The sequence below is a fragment of the Microbacterium sp. AZCO genome (genome assembly GCF_039614715.1).
In the GTDB taxonomy this organism is placed as follows: Bacteria; Actinomycetota; Actinomycetes; order Actinomycetales; family Microbacteriaceae; genus Microbacterium.
Genome location: NZ_CP154857.1, coordinates 1,337,315 through 1,362,292, shown reverse-complemented (window position 1 = coordinate 1,362,292; position 24,978 = coordinate 1,337,315). Strand labels below are relative to the sequence as shown.

At 69.8% G+C, this 24,978-nt stretch carries 20 protein-coding genes; 13 read left to right on the top strand and 7 right to left on the bottom strand.

Translation table 11 applies throughout. The features are described from left to right. Positions 1 to 60 precede the first annotated feature (60 nt). Both clpX and AAIB33_RS06380 read left to right on the top strand, forming a co-directional pair. Positions 61 to 1,329, top strand: a complete 1,269-nt coding sequence (gene clpX / locus AAIB33_RS06385; RefSeq protein ID WP_345802715.1) for an ATP-dependent Clp protease ATP-binding subunit ClpX — start codon at positions 61 to 63, stop codon at positions 1,327 to 1,329. Between the two features lie 69 nt (positions 1,330 to 1,398). Continuing rightward, positions 1,399 to 2,517: an epoxide hydrolase family protein gene (locus tag AAIB33_RS06380; RefSeq protein ID WP_345802714.1), complete on the top strand. Its 1,119-nt coding sequence runs from the start codon at positions 1,399 to 1,401 to the stop codon at positions 2,515 to 2,517. A 1-nt stretch (position 2,518) separates the two neighbouring features. On the opposite strand, the gene AAIB33_RS06375 is transcribed toward AAIB33_RS06380, so the two are convergent. The 3 genes from AAIB33_RS06375 to valS are packed head-to-tail and all read right to left on the bottom strand — an operon-like array spanning position 2,519 to position 7,454. Next, positions 2,519 to 4,573 (bottom strand): M3 family metallopeptidase, encoded by a 2,055-nt coding sequence (locus tag AAIB33_RS06375; RefSeq protein WP_345802713.1) that lies wholly within the window; start codon positions 4,571 to 4,573, stop codon positions 2,519 to 2,521. Between the two features lie 45 nt (positions 4,574 to 4,618). Then, entirely contained in the window at positions 4,619 to 4,873 is a 255-nt protein-coding gene (locus tag AAIB33_RS06370) for a hypothetical protein (RefSeq protein WP_345802712.1), read from the bottom strand. 1 nt (position 4,874) lies between these two features. Beyond that, on the bottom strand, positions 4,875 to 7,454 hold the full coding sequence (gene valS / locus AAIB33_RS06365) for a valine--tRNA ligase (protein WP_345802711.1): 2,580 nt from the start codon (positions 7,452 to 7,454) through the stop codon (positions 4,875 to 4,877). A gap of 298 nt (positions 7,455 to 7,752) precedes the next feature. Here valS and AAIB33_RS06360 point away from each other — a divergent pair, with 298 nt between their 5' ends. After that, the gene (locus tag AAIB33_RS06360; RefSeq protein WP_345802710.1) at positions 7,753 to 8,598 is read left to right on the top strand and encodes a type IV toxin-antitoxin system AbiEi family antitoxin domain-containing protein; all 846 of its coding nucleotides are present in this window, start codon (positions 7,753 to 7,755) and stop codon (positions 8,596 to 8,598) included. Positions 8,599 to 8,742: 144 nt separating this feature from the next. On the opposite strand, the gene AAIB33_RS06355 is transcribed toward AAIB33_RS06360, so the two are convergent. Both AAIB33_RS06355 and AAIB33_RS06350 read right to left on the bottom strand, forming a co-directional pair. Beyond that, positions 8,743 to 9,399, bottom strand: coding sequence for a pentapeptide repeat-containing protein (locus AAIB33_RS06355; protein WP_345802709.1), 657 nt, complete (start codon positions 9,397 to 9,399; stop codon positions 8,743 to 8,745). Continuing rightward, positions 9,400 to 10,710 (bottom strand): MFS transporter, encoded by a 1,311-nt coding sequence (locus AAIB33_RS06350; protein ID WP_345802708.1) that lies wholly within the window; start codon positions 10,708 to 10,710, stop codon positions 9,400 to 9,402. It abuts the gene before it with no gap. A 303-nt stretch (positions 10,711 to 11,013) separates the two neighbouring features. Between AAIB33_RS06350 and ileS the strand changes: the two genes are divergently transcribed. Genes ileS through ndk form a run of 4 tightly spaced genes read left to right on the top strand, consistent with a single transcriptional unit; the run spans position 11,014 to position 16,646 of the window. Continuing rightward, positions 11,014 to 14,472 (top strand): isoleucine--tRNA ligase, encoded by a 3,459-nt coding sequence (gene ileS, locus AAIB33_RS06345; RefSeq protein WP_345802707.1) that lies wholly within the window; start codon positions 11,014 to 11,016, stop codon positions 14,470 to 14,472. Next, positions 14,469 to 15,821, top strand: coding sequence for a folylpolyglutamate synthase/dihydrofolate synthase family protein (locus tag AAIB33_RS06340; protein WP_345802706.1), 1,353 nt, complete (start codon positions 14,469 to 14,471; stop codon positions 15,819 to 15,821). Before ileS ends, AAIB33_RS06340 begins: the two co-directional genes overlap by 4 nt. Further along, positions 15,818 to 16,231, top strand: a complete 414-nt coding sequence (locus tag AAIB33_RS06335; protein WP_345802705.1) for a DUF4233 domain-containing protein — start codon at positions 15,818 to 15,820, stop codon at positions 16,229 to 16,231. Before AAIB33_RS06340 ends, AAIB33_RS06335 begins: the two co-directional genes overlap by 4 nt. 1 nt (position 16,232) lies before the next feature. Continuing rightward, on the top strand, positions 16,233 to 16,646 hold the full coding sequence (gene ndk / locus AAIB33_RS06330; RefSeq protein ID WP_345802704.1) for a nucleoside-diphosphate kinase: 414 nt from the start codon (positions 16,233 to 16,235) through the stop codon (positions 16,644 to 16,646). Positions 16,647 to 16,778: 132 nt separating this feature from the next. Here the strand turns inward: ndk and AAIB33_RS06325 are convergent, their stop codons facing one another. Next, positions 16,779 to 17,381 (bottom strand): vitamin K epoxide reductase family protein, encoded by a 603-nt coding sequence (locus tag AAIB33_RS06325; RefSeq protein WP_345802703.1) that lies wholly within the window; start codon positions 17,379 to 17,381, stop codon positions 16,779 to 16,781. Between the two features lie 304 nt (positions 17,382 to 17,685). Here AAIB33_RS06325 and AAIB33_RS06320 point away from each other — a divergent pair, with 304 nt between their 5' ends. Beyond that, on the top strand, positions 17,686 to 20,184 hold the full coding sequence (locus AAIB33_RS06320; protein WP_345802702.1) for an Rne/Rng family ribonuclease: 2,499 nt from the start codon (positions 17,686 to 17,688) through the stop codon (positions 20,182 to 20,184). Positions 20,185 to 20,189: 5 nt separating this feature from the next. Here the strand turns inward: AAIB33_RS06320 and AAIB33_RS06315 are convergent, their stop codons facing one another. After that, on the bottom strand, positions 20,190 to 20,462 hold the full coding sequence (locus tag AAIB33_RS06315; RefSeq protein WP_345802701.1) for a DUF4031 domain-containing protein: 273 nt from the start codon (positions 20,460 to 20,462) through the stop codon (positions 20,190 to 20,192). 159 nt (positions 20,463 to 20,621) lie between these two features. Here AAIB33_RS06315 and rplU point away from each other — a divergent pair, with 159 nt between their 5' ends. The 5 genes from rplU (at position 20,622) to AAIB33_RS06290 (ending at position 24,969) form a co-directional block, all read left to right on the top strand. After that, a complete protein-coding gene (gene rplU / locus AAIB33_RS06310) occupies positions 20,622 to 20,930 on the top strand; it encodes a 50S ribosomal protein L21 (RefSeq protein ID WP_345802700.1) in 309 nt (102 codons plus the stop codon). A 21-nt stretch (positions 20,931 to 20,951) separates the two neighbouring features. Beyond that, a complete protein-coding gene (gene rpmA / locus AAIB33_RS06305; protein WP_345802699.1) occupies positions 20,952 to 21,209 on the top strand; it encodes a 50S ribosomal protein L27 in 258 nt (85 codons plus the stop codon). A 99-nt stretch (positions 21,210 to 21,308) separates the two neighbouring features. Further along, the gene (gene obgE, locus AAIB33_RS06300) at positions 21,309 to 22,817 is read left to right on the top strand and encodes a GTPase ObgE (protein WP_345802698.1); all 1,509 of its coding nucleotides are present in this window, start codon (positions 21,309 to 21,311) and stop codon (positions 22,815 to 22,817) included. Further along, complete coding sequence (gene proB / locus AAIB33_RS06295; protein ID WP_345802697.1) at positions 22,814 to 23,659, top strand: glutamate 5-kinase; 846 nt, start codon at positions 22,814 to 22,816, stop codon at positions 23,657 to 23,659. Before obgE ends, proB begins: the two co-directional genes overlap by 4 nt. 50 nt (positions 23,660 to 23,709) lie before the next feature. Next, entirely contained in the window at positions 23,710 to 24,969 is a 1,260-nt protein-coding gene (locus AAIB33_RS06290; RefSeq protein WP_345802696.1) for a glutamate-5-semialdehyde dehydrogenase, read from the top strand. Positions 24,970 to 24,978 lie beyond the last annotated feature (9 nt).

The following is a 24,978-nucleotide window of genomic DNA, read 5'->3' as shown; positions in this document are numbered from 1 at the left end:
CCGCAACGGTTAGGCTCGACATCACCGGCAGGCAGCCGGTCCGCGAAGAGGAGGAGCCTCATGGCCCGCATCGGTGAGAGTGCCGACCTGTTCAAGTGCTCCTTCTGCGGAAAGAGCCAGAAGCAGGTGCAGCAGCTCATCGCGGGCCCGGGCGTCTACATCTGCGACGAGTGCGTCGAGCTCTGCAACGAGATCATCGAGGAGCGCGCGGCCGAGCAGGGCGCGGGCGTCGTCTCCGACTTCGACCTCCCCAAGCCGCGCGAGATCTTCTCGTTCCTCGAGGAATACGTCGTGGGGCAGGATGCCGCGAAGCGCGCGCTGTCCGTCGCTGTGTACAACCACTACAAGCGCATCCGCGCGCACGGCACGCTCCAGCCGGCCGAGCAGCGCGCCGACGAGGTCGAGATCGCCAAGAGCAACATCCTGCTCATCGGGCCGACCGGCTGCGGCAAGACGTACCTCGCGCAGACGCTCGCGAAGCGCCTCAACGTGCCGTTCGCCGTCGCCGATGCGACCGCGCTGACGGAGGCGGGCTACGTCGGCGAGGATGTCGAGAACATCCTGCTGAAGCTCATCCAGGCCGCCGACTTCGACACGAAGCGCGCCGAGACGGGCATCATCTACATCGACGAGGTCGACAAGATCGCCCGCAAGGCCGAGAACCCGTCGATCACGCGCGACGTCTCGGGCGAGGGCGTGCAGCAGGCGCTCCTGAAGATCCTCGAGGGCACGGTCGCCTCGGTGCCGCCGCAGGGCGGCCGCAAGCATCCGCACCAGGAGTTCATCCAGATCGACACGACGAACGTCCTGTTCATCGTCGCCGGCGCCTTCGCGGGTCTGGAAGACATCGTGTCGACGCGCGTCGGCAAGCACGGCATCGGCTTCGGAGCTCCGCTCCACGACAAGGGCAAGGACCTCGACCTCTTCAGCGAGGTGCAGCCCGAAGACCTGCACAAGTTCGGACTCATCCCCGAGTTCATCGGTCGGCTCCCGGTCGTCGCCTCGGTCGCTCCGCTCGACCGCGAGGCGCTCATGGAGATCCTCGTCGAGCCGAAGAACGCCCTGGTCAAGCAGTACCAGCGCATGTTCGAGCTCGACGGCGTGGAGCTCGAGTTCGAGCGCGACGCCCTCGAGGCGATCGCCGACATGGCAGTGCTCCGCAAGACCGGCGCCCGCGGCCTCCGCGCGATCCTCGAAGACGTGCTCGGCCCGATCATGTTCGAGATCCCCTCACAGGAGGACGTCGACAAGGTCATCGTGACGCGCGCCTCCGTCGAGGAGGGCGCCGCGCCCACCCTCGTGCTGCGGCACAAGCGCAAGAGCGCCTGATCGCGTCGCCGACGTGCGCGGCGGCCTGCCGACACGCGAGTGTCGGAGGGGGTCTCTAACGTCGGCGTCATGAACCTGACGCCGTTCCGGATCGAGGTCTCCGACGCGGTCCTCGACGATCTCCACGAGCGTCTCGCGCGCACGCGGTCGTTGCCGGACTCGCCGCGCAAGCCGCAGTCGGGCATGTCTGCGGCCTACCTCTCCGACCTCGTGGCGTCGTGGAGCGATTTCGACTGGCGCGAGCGAGAGCGCTGGCTGAACGGGCATCCCCAATTCACCGCCGAGATCGACGGCGCGACAGTGCATTTCGCGCATCTCCCGTCGATGGATGCCGCGGCTCCCGCGCTGCTCGTGATGCACGGCTGGCCGCACACCTTCGCGCTCCAGCTCGATTTCGCCGACCTGCTGCCCGACTTCCACGTCGTCGTGCCGAGCTTCCCCGGCTTCGGCTTCTCCTCGCCCTACGCCGATCGGCCGGTGACGGAGACGAATCTCGCCCATACGGCGCACGCCCTCATGACGGAGGTGCTCGGCTACGACTCGTACCTGACGTACGGCGAGGATGTCTCTGCGAACGTCAACGATCTCATTGCGGCCACGCGGAGCGATCACGTGCTCGGCATCATCGCGACCCACGCCCACTTCCCGTCGATGGCGGAGCGCGAGCTGCTGACCGAACCCGACCAGGTCGCGTTCTTCAAGCGTCTTGCGGCGGCGCATCACCCCGATGGCGGCTACGGCCATATCCAGGCGACGCGCCCCGACACCCTCGCAGCAGCTTTGAACGACTCGCCCGCGGGTCTCATCGCATGGCTCGCCGAGAAGCTGGTCGAGTGGAGTGATACGCCGGTGGGCGAACCCGCTGTCGTGGAGGAGCGGATCTCGCGGGACCGCATCCTGACGGAGGCGATGATCTACTGGGTCACCGAGAGCATCGGCACATCGTTCCGGCCGTACTACGAAGGCGCCGACCAGCCGGACTCGATCCCGCCGGTCGACGTGCCGGCAGCGGTGTTCATCCAGAAGCGCGAGGGCGACTACCCCGAGTCACTCGCACGCTCGTACTACCGCGACCTGCGCGTGTTCGAGCGCCTCGACGAGGGCGGCCACTTCGCCGTCGCGGAAGTGCCCGAAGCGATGTCGACCCGGGTGCGCGCGTTCGCGCGCGAGATCGGCGCCCTGCGCTGACTCAGCTCTGCGAGAGACCGCGGCGCTTCAGGAGCGGGCCGATCTCGGCATCCCGCCCCCGGAAGTCGCGGTAGGCCTCGAGGGGATCCTTCGAGCCGCCGACGCCGAGCAGGCGATCGCGGAACCGCTGTCCGTTGGCCCGGTTCAGCCCGCCGTTGTCGCGGAACCATTCCACGGTGTCTGCGTCGAGCACCTCGCTCCAGATGTACGAGTAGTAGCCCGCGCTGTAGCCGCCCGAGAAGACGTGCGCGAAGTACGTCGACGAGTAGCGCGTCGGCACGGCGGGGTTGTCGAGGCCGATGTCGGCGAGGGCGGATGCCTCGAACGCGGCGACGTCGAGCGCGTCGGCCGCCTGTGCCGCGGTGAGGGAGTGCCAGGCCTGGTCGAGCCAGGACGCGGCGAGGTACTCGCTGGTTGCGAAGCCCTGGTTGAAGGTCTCGGACGCGTCGAGCTTCTCGATGACGGCCGCCGGCAGGGGCTCGCCGGTGTCGATGTGCCGCGCGTACTTCGTGAGCACGTCGGGCCAGTAGATCCACATCTCGTTGACCTGGCTCGGGAACTCCACGAAGTCGCGGAAGACCGCGGTTCCCGCGAAGTGCGGGTAGGTCACCGTCGCGAACAGTCCGTGGAGCGCATGCCCGAACTCGTGGAACAGGGTCGTGACCTCGTCGAGCGACAAGAGCGTGGGCTTGCCCGCCGCGGGCTTGGGCACGTTGAGGTTGTTGACGACGACCGGGCTCGTGCCGCGCAACCGCGACTGCGACACGATCGAGTTCATCCAGGCCCCTCCGCGCTTCGTGTCGCGGGTGTAGAGGTCGAGGACGAACAGACCGAGCGCCGAGCCGTCGGGGTTGTGCACCTCGAAGACGCGGGCGTCCGGGTGGTAGGCCACGAGGTCGGGGCGCTCGGTGAAGGTGATGCCGTACAGCTCGGTGGCGGCGTGGAAGACACCCTCCTGCAGCACCCGCTCCGCCTCGAACCAGGGGCGCAGCGCCGCGCGATCGAGGTCGTACTCGGCCTGACGCACCTTCTCGGTGTAGAACGCCCAGTCGTGCGCCTCGAGCGGGAACGGCTCCGTCTCGGCATCGACGATCGCCTGCAGCGCCTCCTGCTCGAGGCGCGCGTTGCGTGCAGCGGGCGCGGCGAGTTCGCGCAGCAGGGCGTGCACGGCCTCGGGGGAGCCGGCGGTCTCGTCGGCCGTCACGAAGGCGGCGTGGGATGCGAAGCCGAGGAGTGCGGCGCGCTCCGCACGCAGCCGGACGATCTCGAGGAGCACGTCGCGGTTGTCGTACGCGTTGCCGCGCGAACCGCGGGCGCGCGAGGCATCCAGTATGCGCTTGCGGCTCGCCCGGTTCGTGAGGCTCGCGAGATAGGGATGCCCCGTGAACAGCGTGAGCGTCACGAGGTACGAGCCCTCGAGACCGCGATCGGCAGCGGCCTGCGCCGCCGCGGAGAGCTCGCCCTCGCTGAGTCCGTCGAGCTCGTCGGCCGACTCGAAGACGACCGCGAGATCGTTCGTGTCGTTGAGAAGGTTCTTCTCGAACGTCGTCGTCAGGGTCGAGAGGCGCTGGTTGATCTCGGTGAGCCGCGACTTGGCCTCGTCGTCGAGCCCCGCGCCGGCCTGCGTCTTCTCCGTGTAGTGACGCTCGACGAGGTACCGCTGCTCGGGCTCGAGGTCGAGCTCATCGAGCTGATCGTGCAGGGTCTTGATGCGCCAGTACAGCTGCGCATCGAGCTGGATCGAGTCGTAATGGGCCGAGCTCAGCGGCGCGAGCGTCTCCTCGATCTCCTGGATCTCGGGCGTCGCATCCGCCGACGACACCGTGTAGAAGGCGCGCGAGATGTCGCCGAGCAGCCGGCCGCTCTCCTCGAGGGGGACCATCGTGTTCTCGAACGTCGGCATCGATCGCACCCGCGTGATCGCGTCGATCTCCGCCTTGTGCGCGGCGAAGGCCTGCTCGAAGGCGGGCAGGTAGTGCTCGGGCCGGATCGCGGCGTAGTCGGGGAGTCGGTAGGGGAGCGTGCTCGGGGTCAGGAGCGGGTTCTCGGACACCATGCCGCCGAGCCTATCGAGGACTCCGCCTCAGGCTCAGTGCCCGCCTCAGTGCCCGCCGAATCCGGTCTCGTCGTCGTGCCGCACGACGGCCTCGCCCTCGGCATCCAGCGTCACGATGACGCCCGTGTCGAGCTCGGCGATCGGCCGGCCTTCGAGCCACGTAAGCGTCCATCGCGGACGGGGCTGACCGAGCTCGTCGCCCGGCGTCGCCTCGTCGACCTGGCGCACACCCTTGGCGAGGGCGGCGGGCACGGCGGCGGGCGGCTCGTCGCCCGATGTCCAGCGCGTTCCGAGCTGCATGTCAGACCTCCACGGGGGCGAGTTCGATGTCGGAGACGGCGGTGGCGTCGGCATCCGCGTACGCGATCTCCTCGATGCGGCCGACGGCCTTGAGGTCGCCCTCGGCGAGGCGGAGCGATGCGATGGATGCCGCGGACGCCGCGATCGTCACGCGGGCGACGGGTGTCTTCTGCGAGGCCTTCGCTTCGGTCTTGGCGCGGCGGATGCCGACGAGCGCCTCACTGACCGCGACGAGGACGGCGGGGTCGCCCTCGATACCGAGCGGCTCCGGCCACGGGACGGTGTGGATCGACCCGTCGTGGAACCACGACCACGACTCCTCGGCCGCGAACGACAGCACGGGGGCGAAGAGGCGCAGGAGCGTCTCGAGCGCGATGCGCAGCGCGAGGGCGGCCGAGGCCTGCCCCACGTCGGTCTGGTTGTACGCGCGCTCCTTGACGAGCTCGAGGTAGTCGTCGCAGAACGTCCAGAAGAACGACTCCGCGATCTCGAGCGCGCGGGCGTGGTCGTACGCGTCGAGGGCCTTCGTCGCGTCGCGCACGACGCCGTCGAGCGTCGCGAGCATCGACGCATCCAGCGCGTGCGTCACTTCGGCGCCCTCGGGGACCGGGAACGACAGCACGAACTTCGCGGCGTTGAGCACCTTGATCGCGAGGCGGCGGCCGATCTTGATCTGTGTCGGGTTCTGCGGATCGAACGCGGCGTCCGTGCCGAGGCGGCTCGAGGCCGCCCAGTAGCGCACGGCGTCCGAACCGTGCTGCACGAGGATGTCGGCGGGCGTCACGACGTTGCCCTTCGACTTCGACATCTTCTTGCGGTCGGGGTCGACGATGAAGCCCGAGATGGCGGCATCGGACCACGGAGCGCGCCCGTCTTCGAGAGCGCTGCGCAGCAGCGTCGAAAACAGCCACGTGCGGATGATGTCCTGGCCCTGCGGGCGCAGGTCGAAGGGCGCCACGAGATTCCACAGCTCGGGGTCGCGCTCCCAGCCGCCCGCGAGCTGCGGGGTCAGCGACGAGGTCGCCCACGTGTCGAAGATGTCGGTCTCGCCCACGAACCCGCCGGGCACGCCGCGCTGTTCCGGCGTGTAGCCCTCGGGCACGTCCGTCGTCGGGTCGACGGGGAGTCGGTCGTGGCTCGGGATGAGGACCGTGTCGTAGTCGCGGTCGCCGTTCTCGTCCAGTCCGTACCAGACCGGGATCGGCACACCGAAGAAGCGCTGGCGGCTGACCAGCCAATCCCCGGTCAGGCCGTTGGTCCAGTTCTCGAAGCGCACGCGCATGAAATCGGGATGCCACGAGATCTCGCGGCCCAGCTCGATCAGGTTGTCGCGCACCGCCTCGTCCCGGGCGCCGTTGCGGAGGTACCACTGGCGCGTCGAGACGATCTCGAGGGGGCGGTCGCCCTTCTCGTAGAACTTCACCGGGTGCGTGAAGGGCTTGGGGTCGCCGATGAGCTCACCCGACTCCTGCAGGAGCTCGACGATGCGCTTCTTGGCGCTGAAGACCGTCTTGCCGGCGAGCTCGGCGTAGGCATCCTGTGCCTTCTGCGTCGTGAGCACCTCGGGAGCGTCGGCGATGACGCGTCCGTCCTGGCCGAGGATCGTGCGGTTCGGCAGGTCGAGCTCGCGCCACCAGATGATGTCGGTCACATCGCCGAAGGTGCAGATCATGGCGATGCCCGAGCCCTTGTCCTGCTGCGCGAGCGGATGGGCGAGGACGGGCACCTCGACGTCGAAGATCGGCGTGCGCACTGTCGTGCCGAAGAGCGGCTTGTAGCGCTCGTCGTCGGGGTTCGCCACGAGAGCGACACACGCGGGGAGGAGCTCAGGCCGCGTCGTCTCGATGTGCACGTCGCCCGAGCCGTCGGTCTTGTGGAAGGCGACGCGGTGGTATGCGGCCTGCTGGTCGCGGTCCTCCAGCTCGGCCTGGGCGATGGCGGAGCGGAAGTCGATGTCCCACAGCGTGGGCGCGAGCGACTGGTAGGCCTCGCCGCGCTCGAGGTTCTTGAGGAACGCGAGCTGGCTCGTGCGGATCGTGTCGTCCGAGATCGTCCGGTACGTCTGGGTCCAGTCGACGCTCAGCCCGAGCTTGCGCCACAGCGCCTCGAAGTGCTTCTCGTCCTCGACCGTGAGCTTCTCGCACAGCTCGATGAAGTTGCGGCGGCTGACCGGCACCTGGTCGGCTGCCTTGCTGCTCTTGTTGTCGCCGCCCTCGTAGGGGGGAGTGAAGTCCTCGACGTAGGGAAGGCTCGGGTCGCAGCGCACGCCGTAGTAGTTCTGCACGCGACGCTCGGTCGGAAGGCCGTTGTCGTCCCAGCCCATCGGGTAGAACACCGTCTTGCCGCGCATGCGCTCGTACCGCACCTTGACGTCGGTGTGCGTGTAGCTGAAGACATGGCCGATGTGCAGGCTCCCCGACGCCGTCGGCGGGGGAGTGTCGATCGAGTAGACCCCGGCGCGGCCGACCTCGGCGGCCTTCGCGCGGTCGAACAGGTACGTGCCCTGCTCGGTCCACGCGGCATCCCACTTGTCTTCGAGACCCTCGAGGGCGGGCTTGTCGGGAATCTGCGCGTCGGCCATGGGGGTCTCCTCATGCGATATGTGCGGCACTGTGTGAGCGTGCCTGAGTGTGGGATGTCCGTCGATTCTACCGGGCGGCCGCCGGGGCGCGGCATCCATCCACGTTCGTCCGGTGGATGTAGGAGAAAGCGAGGAGATGGTCAGAACCGAGGGCTCGAAGCAATGGATCCGCCCTCGTTTCCGCGCTCTTCCTCGGCTTCTCGCAGAGTGTCCTCCACAGTGAGGTGCCTCCACTCAGCTCTCCACAGGTGCGCGACCCCAGAGGGTGCGTTGACCACACAGGCGACACCCTCGGGAGATGGGAATCGAGGAGTGGATCCGGGATCGCGGCGGCATCGTGCGTTCCGAGCAACTGAGGCGGGCGGGCTGGAGCAACCGGGCCCTCACGCGGGCGGTCGCGGAGGGTGCCCTGCAGCGCCCTCGAAACGGATGGCTGGCTCTTCCGACCGCGGATCGGTATCTCGTCGCGGCCGCGAAAGCGGGTGTCGTGCTGACGTGCGTCACTCAGGCCGTTCGGCTCGAACTGTGGGTGCTGAATGAGGACATGCCCCATGTCGCGGCGCCGCCCCACTCGGGAACCGTCCGGATCGACGTCGATGCAGCCGGCATGCGGAAAGCCACGGTCCACTGGGCAGCCCCGGTGGTGCCGAGGCATCCTGGCTCCCTCGTGGACCCGATAGAGAACGTGCTCGCCTCCGTCGCAGTGTGCCGACCCTACGAGGAGGCGCTCGTCATCTGGGAGTCTGCTCTCAACAAGGGCATGGTCGACCACCAGGCATTGAGACGGCTTCCCTTCACGGGGCGCGCACGGGAGCTCTGCGAAGCCGCCTCGGCATACTCGGACTCAGGGCTGGAGTCGTTCGTCATCCCGCGACTTCGATGGATGCGTCTGCGCATCGTCGCTCAAGCGTGGATCGCCGGTCACCTCGTGGACTTCCTCATCGGCGAGCGACTGGTGCTCCAGATCGACGGCGGTCATCATGTAGGCCCGCAGCGTGAGGCCGATATCGCGCACGATGCTCGTCTGATGCTCATGGGTTTCCACGTCATCCGCGTCGGCTACAGGCAGATGATCGAGGACTGGCCCGGCGTCCAGGCGCTGATCATGCGCGCTGTCGCCGAGGGCCTCCACCGCGCTGCCTGACGCAGCCGACGCCGCCGCCGTTGCCGGCATCGTGTCTGCGCAGATGAGAGGAAATGGGTGGAATCGAGGGCGTGTTCAGCCTTGGGCATCCTCGTTTCTCACCATCACCTCGTTTCCGGACGCGCGGGCGCGTCGCCGAGCCGGTCAGTCGCGGACGTCGATGCCGACCGCGCGGGCCAGGGGCACCGCGAGCTCGGCCACCTGGAAAGGTGTGAGGGTCGCGCCGCGGAGCGTGTCGGGGCGCGTGAACGACATCGCGTCGAGGCCGCGTAGGTCGAGGTGCTCGGCGCGCAGCCCGTCGGATTCGACCTCGTCGGCGCGCGACGCCTCGACGCGGACGCGGGAGAGGTTCGCGAGCGGCAGGTCGAGCGTGCCGATCGTGCAGTCGGCGATGAGGAGATCCGACACGGTCGCCCCGCGGAGGGACAGGTAGTCGATGCGCAGCCCGCGGAGCTCGACGGACGAGAGCTCGCCTCCGGAGAGGTCGAAGGTCCCGATCCTGCCGCCGGCGATGCGGACGGTGCGCCAGCGGCCGTTCCGCGCGACGACCTCGGTCGCGCGCAGATCGGTCACGTCCACGTCGGTCAGGGTCGCACCGGTCAGGTCGAGCCGGGCGACGGATGCCTGGGGGAGCGTGCACTCGGCGAGCTGGGCGTGCGCGGCATCCACTTCTCCCTCGAGTCCCGCGATGCGCGCGCCCACGAGGTCCGCGTTCCGGGCGAGCCTGCGCGACACCTCGAGCTGCCGGGGCAGGTCGGGCGCGGAGAGCCGCGGCCCGAGCGGACCCTGGGCGCGCGCCACTCAGCCCTCCTCGGGCTCGGGACGACGCCGGGCTGCTGCCCAGGCCGAGACGAGCGTGACGGCCGACAGGATCGCCAGGATGACCCCGGGATGCCACCACGCGAAGTCCGTCTCGGCGCCGAGCCAGGCGGTGACGAGCGGGACGAAGCCGCTCACGGTTGCCGCCAGCGCGTAGGCGATGGAGAGCGCCGAGTAGCGGAAGTGATCGGGGAAGAGATCGTTCATGAGCCCGCCGAGCGCTGCCCACGACATCGTCGGAAGGATGCCGCCGATGATCATCGTCGCGACGAGGATCGGGAAGGTGGCGAACTGCAGGAACCAGTACATCGGGAAGGTGATGAGGAGCGTGCCGAGGGCGCCCCACATGACGACCTTCGCCGACCCGATGCGCGTCGCCCAGCTGCCGAAGAGCGGAATGGTCACGAGCTGCAGGAGCGCGCCGATCGTCGTCGCGATCAGCAGCGCCTGGAAGCTGAACCCGAGCTGCGACACGCCGTAGTTGATCGTGTAGGTGTTCATCAGCGAGTACGACCCGATGCCCAGGAGCGCGGCGCCGATCGCGATGACGATCGCGACGGGACGCAGCCGGAACATCTGGAGGAACGGGATGCGGTCACGACGACCCGTGGCGACGACGTTCTCGAACACGGGGGTCTCGTCGATCGACAGACGCAGATAGAGCGAGACGAGCAGGAGCGGGAACGCGAGGAGGAACGGGATGCGCCAGCCCCACGCGGCGAGCTGGTCTGGGGGCAGCACGATCGTCATGACGATGAAGACGGCGGCGGAGAGGATCGACCCGACGGGGGAGCCGAGCTGCGGGATCGCCGCGTAGAAGGCCCGCTTCACCGGCCCGGAGTGCTCCGTCGCGAGCAGGATCGAGCCGCCCCACTCGCCGCCGAGCGAGAGGCCCTGCGCGATGCGCAGGATGATCAGCAGCGCGGCGCCGATCCAGCCCGCCTGCGCGTACGTCGGCAGGACGCCGATGAGTCCCGTCGCGACGCCCATGATGGCGACGGTCCAGAGGAGTGTCGCGCGCCGGCCGAGGCGGTCGCCCATGTGGCCGAAGATCACGGCGCCGATGGGACGCACGACGAACGCGAGCGCGATCGTGGCGAACGACGCGAGCGTCTTGCCGACGTCGCCGAGGGGGTCGAAGAAGAGCGGACCGACGAAGAACGCCGCGAAGTACGCGTAGACGTAGAAGTCGAAGGACTCGAGCGATGTCCCGACCATCGACGCCCACGCCACGCGACGCGTGGGGGAGGCGGAGTCGGAGAGCGGTGCGGGAGCAGGTGGAGCAGAGGTCACGGACAACGATCTTGGCACGAGTCCAGAAACCCGTCCCCGGCATGCCGCATTCCCGCACCCGCCGGGGTTGCGTCCGGCCGGTAGAATCGACGGACACGCATCGATCCGGCCATCACCGGGGAGCACTCGGAAGAACGGGACTTCGGTCCTCAGTAGAACCGAGCGGGTCAGGCCCGTCACAGCCGCAGTGAGAGGGGGCCCGCAGAGGGCCAACGCAGGGTGGTACCGCGGTGCGGCTGGACAGCAGTCCAGATGCGTCGTCCCGGCAGAAGCCGATGAGACGAGACCCTGCGAGACGAGACGATGGCCTATCCCCGCCCCTCCGCTTTCGGACCTGCCGCCGATGCGGTCACTCCGAGCCCGCGCTTCCCCGACATCGAGCGCGACACCCTCGCGTTCTGGGCGGAGGACGACACCTTCCGGGCATCCATCGCGAACCGCGACGGCGCCGAGGAGTGGGTCTTCTACGACGGCCCGCCGTTCGCCAACGGCCTGCCGCACTACGGTCACCTCCTGACCGGCTACGCCAAGGACCTCTTCCCGCGCTTCCAGACGATGCGCGGCAAGAAGGTGGACCGCGTGTTCGGGTGGGACACCCACGGGCTTCCCGCGGAGCTCGAGGCGATGAAGCAGCTCGGCATCACCGAGAAGGACGAGATCGAGGCGATGGGCGTCGCGACCTTCAACGCGAAGGCTCGCGAGTCGGTGCTCGAGTACACGCGCGAGTGGGAGGACTACGTCACCCGCCAGGCGCGCTGGGTCGACTTCGAGCGCGGGTACAAGACGCTCGACACCAACTACATGGAGTCGGTTCTCTGGGCGTTCAAGACGCTGCACGACAAGGGCCTCGCGTACGAGGGCTACCGCGTCCTGCCGTACTGCTGGCGCGACGAGACGCCGCTGTCGAGCCACGAGCTGCGCATGGACGACGACGTGTACAAGATGCGCCAGGACCCGTCGGTCACCGTGACCTTCCCGCTCACCGGCGCCAAGGCCGAGGCGCTCGGCCTCACCGCCGTGCGGGCGCTCGCGTGGACGACGACCCCGTGGACCCTTCCGACGAATCTCGCGCTCGCCGTCGGTCCCGACATCCGGTACGTCGTCGTCCCGGGCGGTCCGAACGGCGCCGCCGACATCCACCCCGGCGACGACCCCGTCGAGGCGACGGCGCACCGCTATCTCCTCGCCGAGGAGCTGCTCGCGGGCTACGCGAAGGATCTCGGTTACGAGTCGGCCGAGGCGGCGCGCGAAGCCGTCGTGCAGACCGTCGTCGGGAGCGAGCTCGAGGACGTCCACTACGACCGACTCTTCGACTACTACGCGGATGCCGCGACCTGGGGCACCCAGAACGCCTGGCGGATCCTGGTCGACGACTACGTCACGACCGCCGACGGCACGGGCATCGTCCACCAGGCCCCCGCGTACGGCGAGGACGACCAGCGGGTGACCGAGGCGGCCGGCATCCCGCTCATCATGAGCCTCGACGACGGCGGGAAGTTCCTGCCGCAGGTGACGGACGTCGCCGGCGAGCTGTGGATGGATGCGAACCGTCCGCTCATCCGGCTGCTCCGCCAGGAGGCTCGCCTCCTGCGGGAGGCGAGCTACGAGCACTCGTACCCGCACTGCTGGCGCTGCCGGAACCCCCTCATCTACAAGGCGGTCTCGAGCTGGTTCGTGCGCGTCACGGACTTCAAGGACCGCATGCTCGCCGGCAACGAGCAGATCACGTGGGTGCCTGAGAACGTCAAGCACGGGCAGTTCGGCAAGTGGCTCGAGGGCGCGCGGGACTGGTCGATCAGCCGCAACCGGTACTGGGGCTCGCCCATCCCGGTCTGGAAGAGCGACAACCCGGAGTTCCCGCGAGTGGACGTGTACGGCTCGCTCGCCGAGCTCGAGCGCGATTTCGGGCGACTGCCGCGCAATGCGGCGGGCGACGTCGATCTGCACCGTCCGTACATCGACGACCTGACCCGCCCGAACCCCGACGACCCCTCGGGTCAGTCGACCATGCGCCGCATCGAGGACGTCCTCGACGTCTGGTTCGACTCCGCGTCGATGCCCTACGCCCAGGTGCACTACCCGTTCGAGAACCATGACTGGTTCGACGCGCACTCGCCGGCCGACTTCATCGTGGAGTACATCGGCCAGACGCGCGGCTGGTTCTACGTCATGCACGTGCTGTCGACGGCGCTCTTCGACCGCCCGGCGTTCACGGGCGTCTCGTGTCACGGCATCGTGCTCGGCAGCGACGGCCAGAAGATGTCGAAGTCGCTGCGCAACTACCCGGACGTCAGCGAGGTCTTCGACCGCGACGGCTCCGATGCCATGCGCTGGTTCCTCATGTCGTCGAGCGTCCTGCGGGGCGGCAACCTCGTCGTCACCGAGGAGGGCATCCGCGCCGGCGTGCGCGAGTTCCTGCTGCCGCTGTGGAACGCGTGGTACTTCTTCGCCACTTATTCCAACGCTTCGACAGGCTCAGCGGGGGCCGCGTCCAAGGGGGCGGACGGCCGCGGGTACGAGGCATCCTGGCGCACCGACTCCACCGACGTGCTCGACCGCTACATCCTCGCGCTCACGGGCGACCTCGTCCGCGACGTCGCCGCAGACCTCGAGGTGCTCGACTCGACGATGGCCGCGGCCAAGCTCCGCGACTTCGGCGAGGCCCTCACGAACTGGTACATCCGCCGTTCGCGCGACCGGTTCTGGCTCGGGGTGACCGAGGACCCGCGTTCCACGGAGGCCTTCGACACGCTCTACACGGTGCTCGAGACGCTCAGCCGCGTCGCGGCGCCGCTCATCCCGCTCGTGTCCGAGCGCGTCTGGCAGGGCCTGACGGGCGGGCGGAGCGTCCATCTCGAGGACTGGCCCGACGCCGACGCATTCCCCGCGGCGGACGACATCCGCTCCGCGATGGACTCCGTGCGCGAGGTCTCCAGCGTGGCCAACGCGCTGCGCAAGAAGGAGGGGAAGCGCGTGCGCCTTCCGCTTCCGCGCCTGACGGTCGTGCTTCCGGATGCCTCCTCCCTCGCGCAGTTCGACGACATCCTGCGCGACGAGCTCAACGTCAAGAGCGTCGAGACGGTCGAGCTCGACGACGATGTGGCGGAGCGCTACGGCATCACACGGCGCCTCAGCGTCAACGCGCGCGCCGCGGGACCTCGCCTCGGCAAGCAGGTGCAGCACGTCATCGCCGGCGCGAAGGCCGGTGTGTGGGAAGAGGTCGACGGCACGGTCGTCGTGGACGGCATCGCGCTGCAGGAGGGCGAGTACGAGCTCGCCCTCGAAGCAGGCGGAGTCGGCGAGGGGACGGCGATCGCGCTTCTCGCGAACGGCGGCTTCGTGCTGCTCGACACGGCGACGACTCCCGAGCTCGAGGCCGAGGGGCTGGCGCGCGACGTCATCCGCGCCGTCCAGGACACCCGCAAGGCGGCCGGCTTCGACGTGAGCGACCGCATCGATCTGCGCCTCGCGTTCGACGACGCCGAGGACGCGCAGGCGGTCGCGCACGCGTTCGACATCGCGGACGTCGCCGGTGAGACGCTCGCGGTGGACTACTCGGTCGTCGGGCCGGACGGGCACATCCTGCGCTCCGACGGCGCGGTGCTGGCCGCCGCGGCGGCACCGACGAGCGACCTCGTCCGCACGCACGGGCCGGGAGAGTTCGCCAACCGCGGCGGCTTCCAGGTCGCGGTGACGAAGGTCGCGGCATCCACCAGCGATGTCGGCGCGAATGCCGTGAGCGACGGGAGCGTGGTCCGGTGAACGACCGCAACCGAGCGGATGCCGTCTACGCGGCCCTCCTCGAGCGTCAAGGTGAGCGGTGGGTGCAGCCGCGGGTCGAGCGCACGCGTCGCGTGCTCGAGCTGCTCGACGACCCGCAGCGCACCTACCGCGTCGTGCACGTCACTGGCACTAACGGCAAGACCTCGACGAGCCGCATGATCGAGAGCCTCGTCCGCGCGCATGGGCTGCGGACCGGACTCTTCACGAGCCCGCACCTCGAGCGCTTCACGGAGCGCATCATGATCGACGGGGAGCCCATCGACGACGGCGCGATCGCCGACGCGTGGGACGAGGTCGAGCCGTTCATCGGCCTCGTCGACGCCGAGCTCGAGGCGGCCGGCGACGCACCCCTGACGTTCTTCGAGCTGCTGACGGTGCTCGCATTCGTCGCGTTCGCCGACGCGCCGGTCGACGTCGCGGTCATCGAGGTCGGGATGGGCGGCTCGTGGGACTCCACGAACACGGCCGACGGCGACGTCGCGGTCATCGCCCCGATCGACCTCGACCACGCCGACCGTCTCGGCGAGACGATCGCCGAGATCGCGACGGTGAAGGCGGGGATCATCAAGGACGGCGCGGCCGTCGTGTCTGCGCGACAGGATGCCTCGGCCGAGGCCGTCCTGCGCGCCGCAGCCGCAGCGAAGAGCGCGACGATCGCGTTCGAGGGGCAGGACTTCGCCCTCGCCAAGGACAGCCTCGCCGTCGGCGGACAGGCGATCACGGTCCGGGGCCTCGCGGGCGTCTACGAGGACGAGTACCTGCCGCTCTACGGCGGCCACCAGGGCTTCAACGCGGCACTCGCGATCGCGGCGGTCGAGTCGCTCATCGGCGGAGGCGCACAGCCCATCGCGGGCGACGTGCTCGCCGAGGGGCTCGGTCAGTCCACGTCGCCGGGACGCCTGCAGCTCGTGGGCGTGAGCCCGACGGTCCTCGTCGACGCGGCGCACAACCCGCACGGCGCGCGGGCGCTCGTCGAGGCGCTGCGCGAATCGTTCGACTTCGACGAGTGGGGCGTCGTGCTCGGCATCCTCGCGGACAAGGATGCTGCGGGGATCGTCGCCGCGCTCGCGCCGATCGCCGCGCACGTGTTCGCGACCGCGCCCACCTCCGACCGCGCCAATGACGCCGACCGGATCGCCGACCTCGCCGAGCTCGCCGAGCTGCCTGTCACGGTGCACTCCGACGTCGCCGACGCGGCGGACGCCGCGCGCGAGTGGGCCGCCGGTGCCGATCGGCGCGCCGTCGTCATCGCGGGCTCGGTCGTGCTCGCCGGCGAGGCGCTCGCCCTCGCGGCGGCGGAGGACTGGAAGTCGGGGTGGCAGGAGTGACGAGCGGCTCCGAGGCGCCGCGCCGCGCGCGCCGCGCCAGGGGAGCGGCCGAGGCGCTCGGCTCGATCGTGCTCGTGTTCGAGTCGATCGTCGTCTTCCTCGGCGGCCTGGCCGTGTTCGGGCTGAAGGCGCTGCCCGACGGCATCGAGCCCTGGTGGGGCGTCGTCGCGGGTACCGTCCTCGCCGTCCTCATGCTCCTCACCGCGGGGCTCCTGCGTCACCGCTGGGCGATCGTCGTCGGCTGGGTGCTGCAGATCCTGCTGCTCCTCGGCGCCTTCCTGCTGCCGGCGCTCGCGATCGTCGGGCTGATTTTCGGCGGCATGTGGGCGTATGCCACCATCAAGGGGGCGTCGCTCGACCGGCGCAACGCCCGTTTGGCCGCCGAGGCCGAGAACTTGAACGGAGACTGACATGGCCACCGAAGAAACACTCGTCCTCGTCAAGCCCGACGGCGTCGCCCGGGGGCTCACGGGAGCGATCCTCGCTCGCATCGAGGCGAAGGGCTACTCGCTCGTCGACATCCGCCTCGTCGAGCCCGACCGCGAGACCCTCGAGAAGCACTACGCCGAGCACGAGGGCAAGCCCTTCTACGAGCCGCTGCTCGAGTTCATGCTCTCGGGTCCCTCCGTCGCGATCCGCCTCGCCGGCAATCGCGTCATCGAGGGCTTCCGATCGCTCGCCGGCACGACCGACCCGACGACCGCGGCGCCCGGAACGATCCGCGGCGACCTGGGCCGCGACTGGGGCCTCAAGGTGCAGCAGAACCTCGTGCACGGCTCGGACTCGCCCGAGTCGGCCGCGCGCGAGCTCGCAATCTGGTTCTGACGCCCACCGCAGCATCGGAGATCGCCGCACCGTCGGACGCACGCCCCGCGTGTCGGTCCGACGATGCGGCGATCTCCTGCGTTCCGGCGCGTCACGCCGCGGCACGCCACGCCGGGGCGCGGCATCCCGTGTCTAGAAGAGGGCTCCGAGCACGTCGAGCCGCACCTGAGCGATGACCGCGATGATGGCGTAGCTCACGACCGCCATGAGCGGCACCCAGCTCATGAGCCTGTCGGCGCCGCGCCGCACACGGGCGGAGACGGGCAGGATGCCGGCCCGGAAGAGGTGGATCGTCACGACGTAGAACGTCGGGATCGTCACCGCCCAGGTGACCATGCACCACGGGCACAGGGTGCCGAGCACGAAGATGCTCTGGCTGATGAGCCAGATGACGAACCCGAATGCGAAGGCGATGCCGGCCCAGAAGGCGAGCCAGAACCAGCGGGCGAATCGCGCGCCGGCGAGGATCGCCATCCCGACGACGATCGGCGCCACCCAGCCGGTGAGCCCCAGGATCGGGTTGGGGAAGCCGAACGCGCTGCCCTGCCACGAGCCGAGGTTCTTCGAGCACTGCACGAGCGGGCTGAAGTCGCACGAGGCGCCCTCGCCGGGGTTCGTCAGCGCGTGGAACTTCTCCAGGGTGAGCGAGAACGCCGCCCACCACCCGATCACTCCCGCGATCACGAGCCAGACGGCCATGACGGTGGGGCGAGTGCGGGTCTGGGGCGAAGACATGCCTCGGATTATGACACCGAGGAGGAGTGGATGCCCCGACAGCAAGCCGTGCAGAAGCCCCGAGGTCGCGCCGCCGAGCAATCGCGGGACGAAAGTGCGATAATGGATGCCGATGTGCCGCGGCCGCGCCGCCAGTGCATCACAGAAGACTTCAGGGCGAGGAACAGCCCTTCGCAGCGAGAGGCCCCGCCGATGAGCCGGGTCCCGCTGCAGACCGAGTGAGTTCGCGGCATCGCAGGTGCGGCGCCGCACGAGATTTCGCCGGGCGACGCGCGGTGTCGCCCCGCATGGGAGTACGCCGGTGATGGCAGATGAGAACAACGCACCCTTCGATCCCCAGCCCGAGACAGATGCACCGCTGACGCCGGCGGAGCCCGCCCGCGAAGAGCTGGAAGCGGTCATCGAGTCGGTCGAGGTCGTCGAGGTGGAGGGCGGCGACGTGCCGCCGACCGAGCCGGAGACGGCCGAGCCTGCATCGGCTCCTGAGCCTGAGTCGGGCGCGGAGAGCAGCGCGGGGCCGGATGCCGCGGCGGAGGCCGAGGCGCCCTCGGAGGGCGACGCGCAGACCGAGCCGGAGATTCCGGCCGAGCCGGAGACCCCGACCGAGTCGGAGACGCCGTCCGAGTCTGAGACCGGGGCCGACCCCGAGACTCCGACCGCCCCGGAGGCGTCCCCTGAGCCGGAGACTCCGACCGAGCCGGACACCCCCGCCGAGCCCCAGAAGCCCGCCGAGCCCGACCCCGTGACGGCCGTCACCCTCGGTCTCCTTCCCGAGGAATTCGTGTCGGCGGTCTCGACGCAGCTGCACTTCTACGCGCCGGAGATCACCTTCCTGCCCCCGCGCCCAGGTCAGCAGCTCGACCGCGGGCAGTCCGACGACGCGTCGGCGTCGTCGAGCTCGCGCCGCCGTCGCCGTGGTCGCGGGGCGGACGGCCGAGACGAGGCATCCGACTCCGGCGCCGACTCGGCTCCCGAGCAGCCCCGGCAGCCGCAGCACCAGCGGCAGCGCGCCGTCGAGCTCATCACGGAGCCGCAGCGCATCAAGGGGTCCACGCGCCTCGAGGCCAAGAAGCAGCGCCGTCGCGACGGTCGTGAGGCGGGTCGCCGCCGTGCCGTCGTCACCGAGGCCGAGTTCCTCGCGCGCCGCGAGGCCGTCGACCGCGTGATGATCGTGCGCTCGAAGAACGGGCGCATCCAGATCGCGGTGCTCGAGGACAACGTGCTCGTCGAGCACTACGTGGCGCGCAACCAGGACGCGTCGCTCATCGGCAACGTCTACCTCGGGCGGGTCCAGAACGTGCTCCCGAGCATGGAGGCCGCCTTCGTCGACATCGGCCGGGGCCGCAACGCCGTGCTGTACTCCGGCGAGGTCGACTGGGACGCCGTCGAGACCGGCAACCAGCCCCGTCGCATCGAGCTCGCGCTCAAGACCGGCGACCGCGTTCTCGTGCAGGTCACGAAGGACCCGGTGGGCCATAAGGGCGCGCGCCTCACGAGCCAGATCTCGCTGCCCGGCCGCTACCTCGTGTACGTCCCCGGCGGAGCGATGAACGGCATCTCGCGCAAGCTCCCCGACACCGAGCGCGCGCGCCTCAAGCGCATTCTCAAGGAGGTGCTCCCCGAGTCGTCGGGCGTCATCGTGCGCACGGCCGCCGAGGGGGCGACCGAGGAGCAGCTCACCCGCGACGTGCAGCGCCTCACGAACCAGTGGGAGCACATCTCGAAGCAGGTCGAGACGATCCAGGCGCCGGCGCTGCTGCACTCGGAGCCCGACCTCCTCGTCAAGATCGTCCGCGACGTCTTCAACGAGGACTTCTCGAAGATGCTCATCCAGGGCGAGGACGCGCACAGCACGATCGCCGGCTACCTCGAGGCCGTCGCACCTGATCTCCTGGAGCGCGTCGAGCGCTTCGAGAGCGACGGCGACCCGTTCGACGACTTCCGCATCACGGAGCAGATCGAGAAGGCTCTCGATCGCAAGGTGTGGCTCCCCTCGGGCGGTTCGCTCGTCATCGACCGCACCGAGGCGATGACGGTCGTCGACGTCAACACCGGCAAGTTCGTCGGCTCGGGGGGCAACCTCGAAGAGACCGTCACGAAGAACAACCTCGAGGCCGCCGAGGAGATCGTCCGCCAGCTGCGGCTGCGCGACATCGGCGGCATCATCGTCGTCGACTTCATCGACATGGTGCTCGAGTCGAACCGCGACCTCGTGCTGCGACGGCTCGTCGAGTGCCTGAGCCGTGACCGCACCAAGCACCAGGTCGCCGAGGTCACCTCGCTCGGCCTCGTGCAGATGACGCGCAAGAAGCTCGGCCTCGGGCTCCTCGAGACCTTCAGCGAGGCCTGCGACGTCTGCGCCGGCCGCGGGGTGATCGTGCACCACGATCCCGTCGTGAAGCACCGCACGCCGTCCGCGAGCCCGCCGAACGCGCGTCGCCCGCGCGCGGGCGCGGCCCCGTCGGCCGGATCGAACGGCACGCACGTCATCACGGAGGGCGTGAAGTCGGCGCTCGCGCAGATCGCGGCATCCACGATCCACCATCACGACGAGGCGGCGCTCCACGGCGACGCCGTCGACGCGCCGGTCGTCGAGCTGCCCGTCGAGCCGGTCGAGCGCCCCAAGAAGCCCCGCAAGAAGCGCGGGGACTCGAAGCCCAAGACCGAGAAGGACATCCTCCTCGACTCGGTGCTCAACGCGCTGCCCGAGCCGAAGGCCCCGGGCCAGGGCCGGTCCCGTCGCCGGGTGACGACGGCGGCGCTCACGGGCACGCCCGTGCCGCACCTGCCGACGGGGGAGTGAGCCCGCTAGCGCCCGCGGCGCTCCCGCATCGTCACTCGGAGTCCCGAGGCGATGAGGGAGCGCACGAGCGTGTGGCCGTCGACGTGGCGCGCGCCGGCTGCGACGAGGCGCGCGTGCGCCTCGTCGGGGACGTCGTAGTGGTCGCGGTCGAAGCCGCGGCGGGGAATGCCGTTCGCCTCGGCGAAGGCGTGCAGCTCGTCGAGGTTGTCGTCGGAGACGAGGTGCGCCCACAGCCGCCCGTGGGCGGGCCAGCGCGGATCGTCGATGAGGATCGCCACGAGCCGATCCTATGGCGAGGCCACCGCGACACGCCCCGCCGCGCTTTTGGGGTTTGCCCCGGCATCCGGTAAAGTAGTCCTTTGGTGCGTCGAGAAATCCGCACCGCGTCTTTTGTGACATCCCGAGCGCGTGCGCTCCAATGAAGAAACAGGTGTGAAGTGGTTTACGCAGTTGTGCGCGCCGGCGGCCGTCAGGAGAAGGTCTCGGTCGGAACGGTCGTCGTCCTCGACCGTCAGGCGGCGAAGGTCGGCGACAAGATCGAGCTCCCCGCGGTGCTGCTCGTCGACGGCGACGCCGTCACGACCGACGCCGACAAGCTCTCGAAGGTCGTCGTCACCGCCGAGGTCCTCGGCGAGGAGCGCGGCCCGAAGATCGTGATCCAGAAGTTCAAGAACAAGACCGGCTACAAGAAGCGCCAGGGCCACCGTCAGGACCTCACGCGCGTCAAGGTCACCGGCATCAAGTAAGTCCAGGAAGAGACTCGAGAGATGGCACACAAAAAGGGCGCAAGCTCCACCCGCAACGGTCGTGACTCCAACGCACAGCGCCTCGGCGTGAAGCGCTTCGGCGGCCAGGTCGTCAACGCCGGCGAGATCATCGTCCGCCAGCGCGGCACGCACTTCCACCCCGGCGCCAACGTCGGTCGCGGTGGCGACGACACGCTGTTCGCGCTGTCGGCCGGTGCTGTCGAGTTCGGCAACAAGGGCGGCCGCAAGGTCGTCAACATCGTCGCCGCCGCCGAGTAAGGCTCAGGCCGGCTCAGCAGACAGTCTTCGCGAGGGGCGGGCTTCGGCTCGCCCCTCGCAGTCTTAACCGCATCACCCCGCACACGTCAGGAGAACGCGATGGTCACCTTCGTAGACCGGGTCACGCTGCACCTGCGTGCGGGCAAGGGCGGCAACGGCTGCGTGTCAGTGCGCCGCGAGAAGTTCAAGCCGCTCGCCGGCCCCGACGGCGGCAACGGGGGTCACGGCGGTGACGTCGTGCTCGTCGCCGATCCGCAGGTCACGACCCTGCTCTCGTACCACCACTCGCCGCATCGCCACGCCGGCAACGGCGGCTTCGGCATGGGCGACAACCGCTCCGGTGCGGCGGGCGAGGCGCTCGAGCTGCCGGTCCCGGTCGGGACGGTTGTCAAGGATGCCGACGGCGAGCCGCTCGTCGACCTCATCGAGCCCGGCATGCGCTTCATCGTCGCCCCCGGCGGCCTCGGGGGCCTCGGCAACGCCGCACTCTCGTCACCCAAGCGCAAGGCGCCCGGCTTCGCCCTCCTCGGCACGCCCGGCTGGGAGGGCGACGTCCTCCTCGAGCTCAAGACCGTCGCCGACGTGGCCCTCGTGGGCTACCCGTCGGCCGGCAAGTCGAGCCTGATCGCGGCGATCTCCGCGGCGCGCCCGAAGATCGCCGACTACCCGTTCACGACGCTGCACCCTAATCTCGGCGTCGTGCAGGCGGGGGACGTGCGCTTCACCGTCGCCGATGTGCCGGGACTGATCGAGGGGGCGAGCGAGGGCAAGGGGCTCGGCCTCGAGTTCCTCCGCCATGTCGAGCGCTGCACGGCGCTCGTGCACGTGCTCGACTGCGCGACCCTCGAGCCGGGACGCGACCCGCTGAGCGACCTCGACGTCATCCTCGCCGAGCTCGCGGCGTACCCCGTGCCCGAGGGTCAGCTGCCGCTGCTCGAGCGCCCCCAGCTGATCGCGCTCAACAAGGTCGACGTGCCCGAGGCGAAGGATCTCGCCGACCTCGTGCGCCCTGATCTCGAGGAGCGGGGCTTCCGTGTGTTCGAGATCTCCACGGTGAGCCACGAGGGCCTCCGCCAGCTCACGTTCGCGCTGGGCGACGTCGTGTCGCGCCACCGCGCGGAGCAGGCGGTCAAGCCGGCTCCCGAGCGCATCGTCATCCGGCCGAAGGGCGCCGAAGAGGACTTCCGCGTCCGCGTCGAGGGCGGCACGTACGGCGACATCTTCCGCATCCTGGGGGAGAAGCCGGTGCGCTGGGTGCAGCAGACCGACTTCCAGAACGACGAGGCCGTGGGCTACCTCGCCGATCGACTCAACAAGCTCGGCGTCGAGGACGAGCTCTTCCGAGCCGGCGCGACGCCCGGTGCGACCGTTGTCATCGGCGAGGGCGACGGCGTCGTCTTCGACTGGGACCCCTCGCTCACGTCGACGGCCGAGCTCATCACGGCGCCTCGCGGCACGGACGCGCGTCTCGACGGCTCCGGCCGCCGCACGACGGCCGAGCGCCGCGAGCAGTATCACGAGCTGATGGATGCCAAGGCCGAGGCCCGCGCCGAGCTCGAGGCCGAGCGGGTGAACGGGTCGGGCTGGGACGACGAGGAGGACGAGTGACCGTACGCGATCGGACCGAACTGGCGGGTGCCCGTCGCGTCGTCGTGAAGGTCGGCTCGTCGTCGATCAGCGGAGACAACGCGGGCCGCATCCAGCCGATCGTCGAGGCACTCGCCGCCGCGCACGCGCGCGGGACCGAGGTCGTGCTCGTCTCCTCCGGGGCGATCGCGACCGGGATGCCCTACCTCTCGCTCGCCGAACGCCCGAGCGACCTGGCAACCCAGCAGGCTGCCGCCGCGGTGGGTCAGAACGTGCTGATCTACCGCTACCAGGAGGCTCTGCGCCCCTTCCGCATCGTCGCGGGACAGGTGCTCCTCACCGCGGGGGACCTCGAGAACCACACGCACCGCTCCAACGCCCGCCGCGCCATGGAGCGCCTCCTCGGCCTCCGCATCCTGGCGATCGTCAACGAGAACGACACCGTCGCGACGCACGAGATCCGCTTCGGCGACAACGACCGGCTCGCGGCGCTCGTGGCGGAGCTCATCGGCGCCGATGCGCTCGTGCTGCTGAGCGACATCGAAAGCCTCTACACGCGCCCGCCGGACCAGCCAGGCGCCCGCCCCATCGATCGCGTCCACTACGGCGACGACCTGCACGGCTTCGAGTTCGGCTCGGTCGTCGTCAACAGCGTCGGCACCGGGGGAGCGGCGACGAAGGTGTCGGCCGCGCGACTGGCCGCGGCATCCGGAATCGGCGTGCTCGTCACCAGCGCGGACCGCGTCGACGACGCTCTCACGGGAGCCGAGATCGGCACGTGGTTCGAGCCGAACCCGGAGCCCGCGGCACCTGCGGCGACGGGGCCGATCCGCACCGCGGGCGTCGTCGCACCCTCCGTCTGAGCACGGACCGAGCGCCGTCTGTCGCGTTGCACCGCCGATAGAATGAGCGGATGACCACCACCGCGACGACGCCGCGGGAGCGCATGCTGCTCGCGAAGGACGCCGCCCGCACGATCGGGCTGCTGAGCGACGAGCAGAAGCGCGACGCTCTCCTCGCCATCGCCGACGCGATCGAGTGGTCGGCCGCCGAGATCGTCTCCGCCAACGGCGAGGACCTCGAGCGCGGGCGCGCCACGGGGCTCTCGACGGCGCTTCAAGACCGGCTGCGGCTCGACGAGCCGCGGGTCGCCGCCCTCGCCGCCGCGGTCCGCGACATCGCCGCGCTGCCCGATCCGGTCGGCCGGGTGCTCGACGAGCGCACACTTCCGAACGGCGTCGAGCTCACCAAGGTGTCCGTGCCGTTCGGGGTCGTCGGCTCCATCTACGAGGCGCGTCCCAACGTCACGGTCGACATCGCGTCCCTGGCGCTCCGCTCGGGCAACGCCGTCGTCCTGCGCGGCGGCTCGGCCGCTGAGCTCACCAACGCGGCGCTCATCCGCGCGATGCGGGGCGCCCTCGCGGAGCAGGGCATCGACCCCGAGGCGATTCAGACGGTCGACGAGTTCGGCCGCGACGGGGCGAAGGCGCTCATGCAGGCGCGCGGCATCGTCGACGTGCTGGTGCCCCGCGGCAGCGCGCAGCTCATCGAGACCGTCGTGACCGAGTCGTCGGTCCCTGTCATCGAGACGGGCGCCGGCGTCGTGCACATCGTGCTCGACGCGTCGGCGCCCCTCGACTGGGCGCGCGACATCGTCGTCAATGCCAAGGTGCAGCGGCCGAGCGTGTGCAACTCCGTCGAGACGGTGCTCGTGCACCGGGATGCTGCGGACCAGCTCGTGCCGCCGATCGTCTCGGCGCTGCAGGAACGCGGTGTGACGGTGCACGGCGATGCCGTCGTCAGCGGCCTGGCCGCCGGCATCGTGCCGGCGACCGACGAGGACTGGCAGACGGAGTATCTCTCGCTCGACGTCGCGATGCATGTCGTCGACGACCTCGATGAGGCGCTCGCGCACATCCGGACGTACTCGACCCACCACACCGAGTCGATCATCACGACCGACGACGCCAACGCCGCGCGCTTCCTCGCCGAGGTCGACTCGGCCGTCGTGATGGTCAACACCTCCACGCGCTTCACCGACGGGGGCGAGTTCGGTTTCGGCGCCGAGGTCGGCATCTCGACGCAGAAGCTCCACGCTCGCGGCCCCATGGGGCTCGCCGAGCTGACGAGCAGCAAGTGGCTCGCGCGGGGCTCCGGACAGGTCCGCGCCTGACGGCATAGA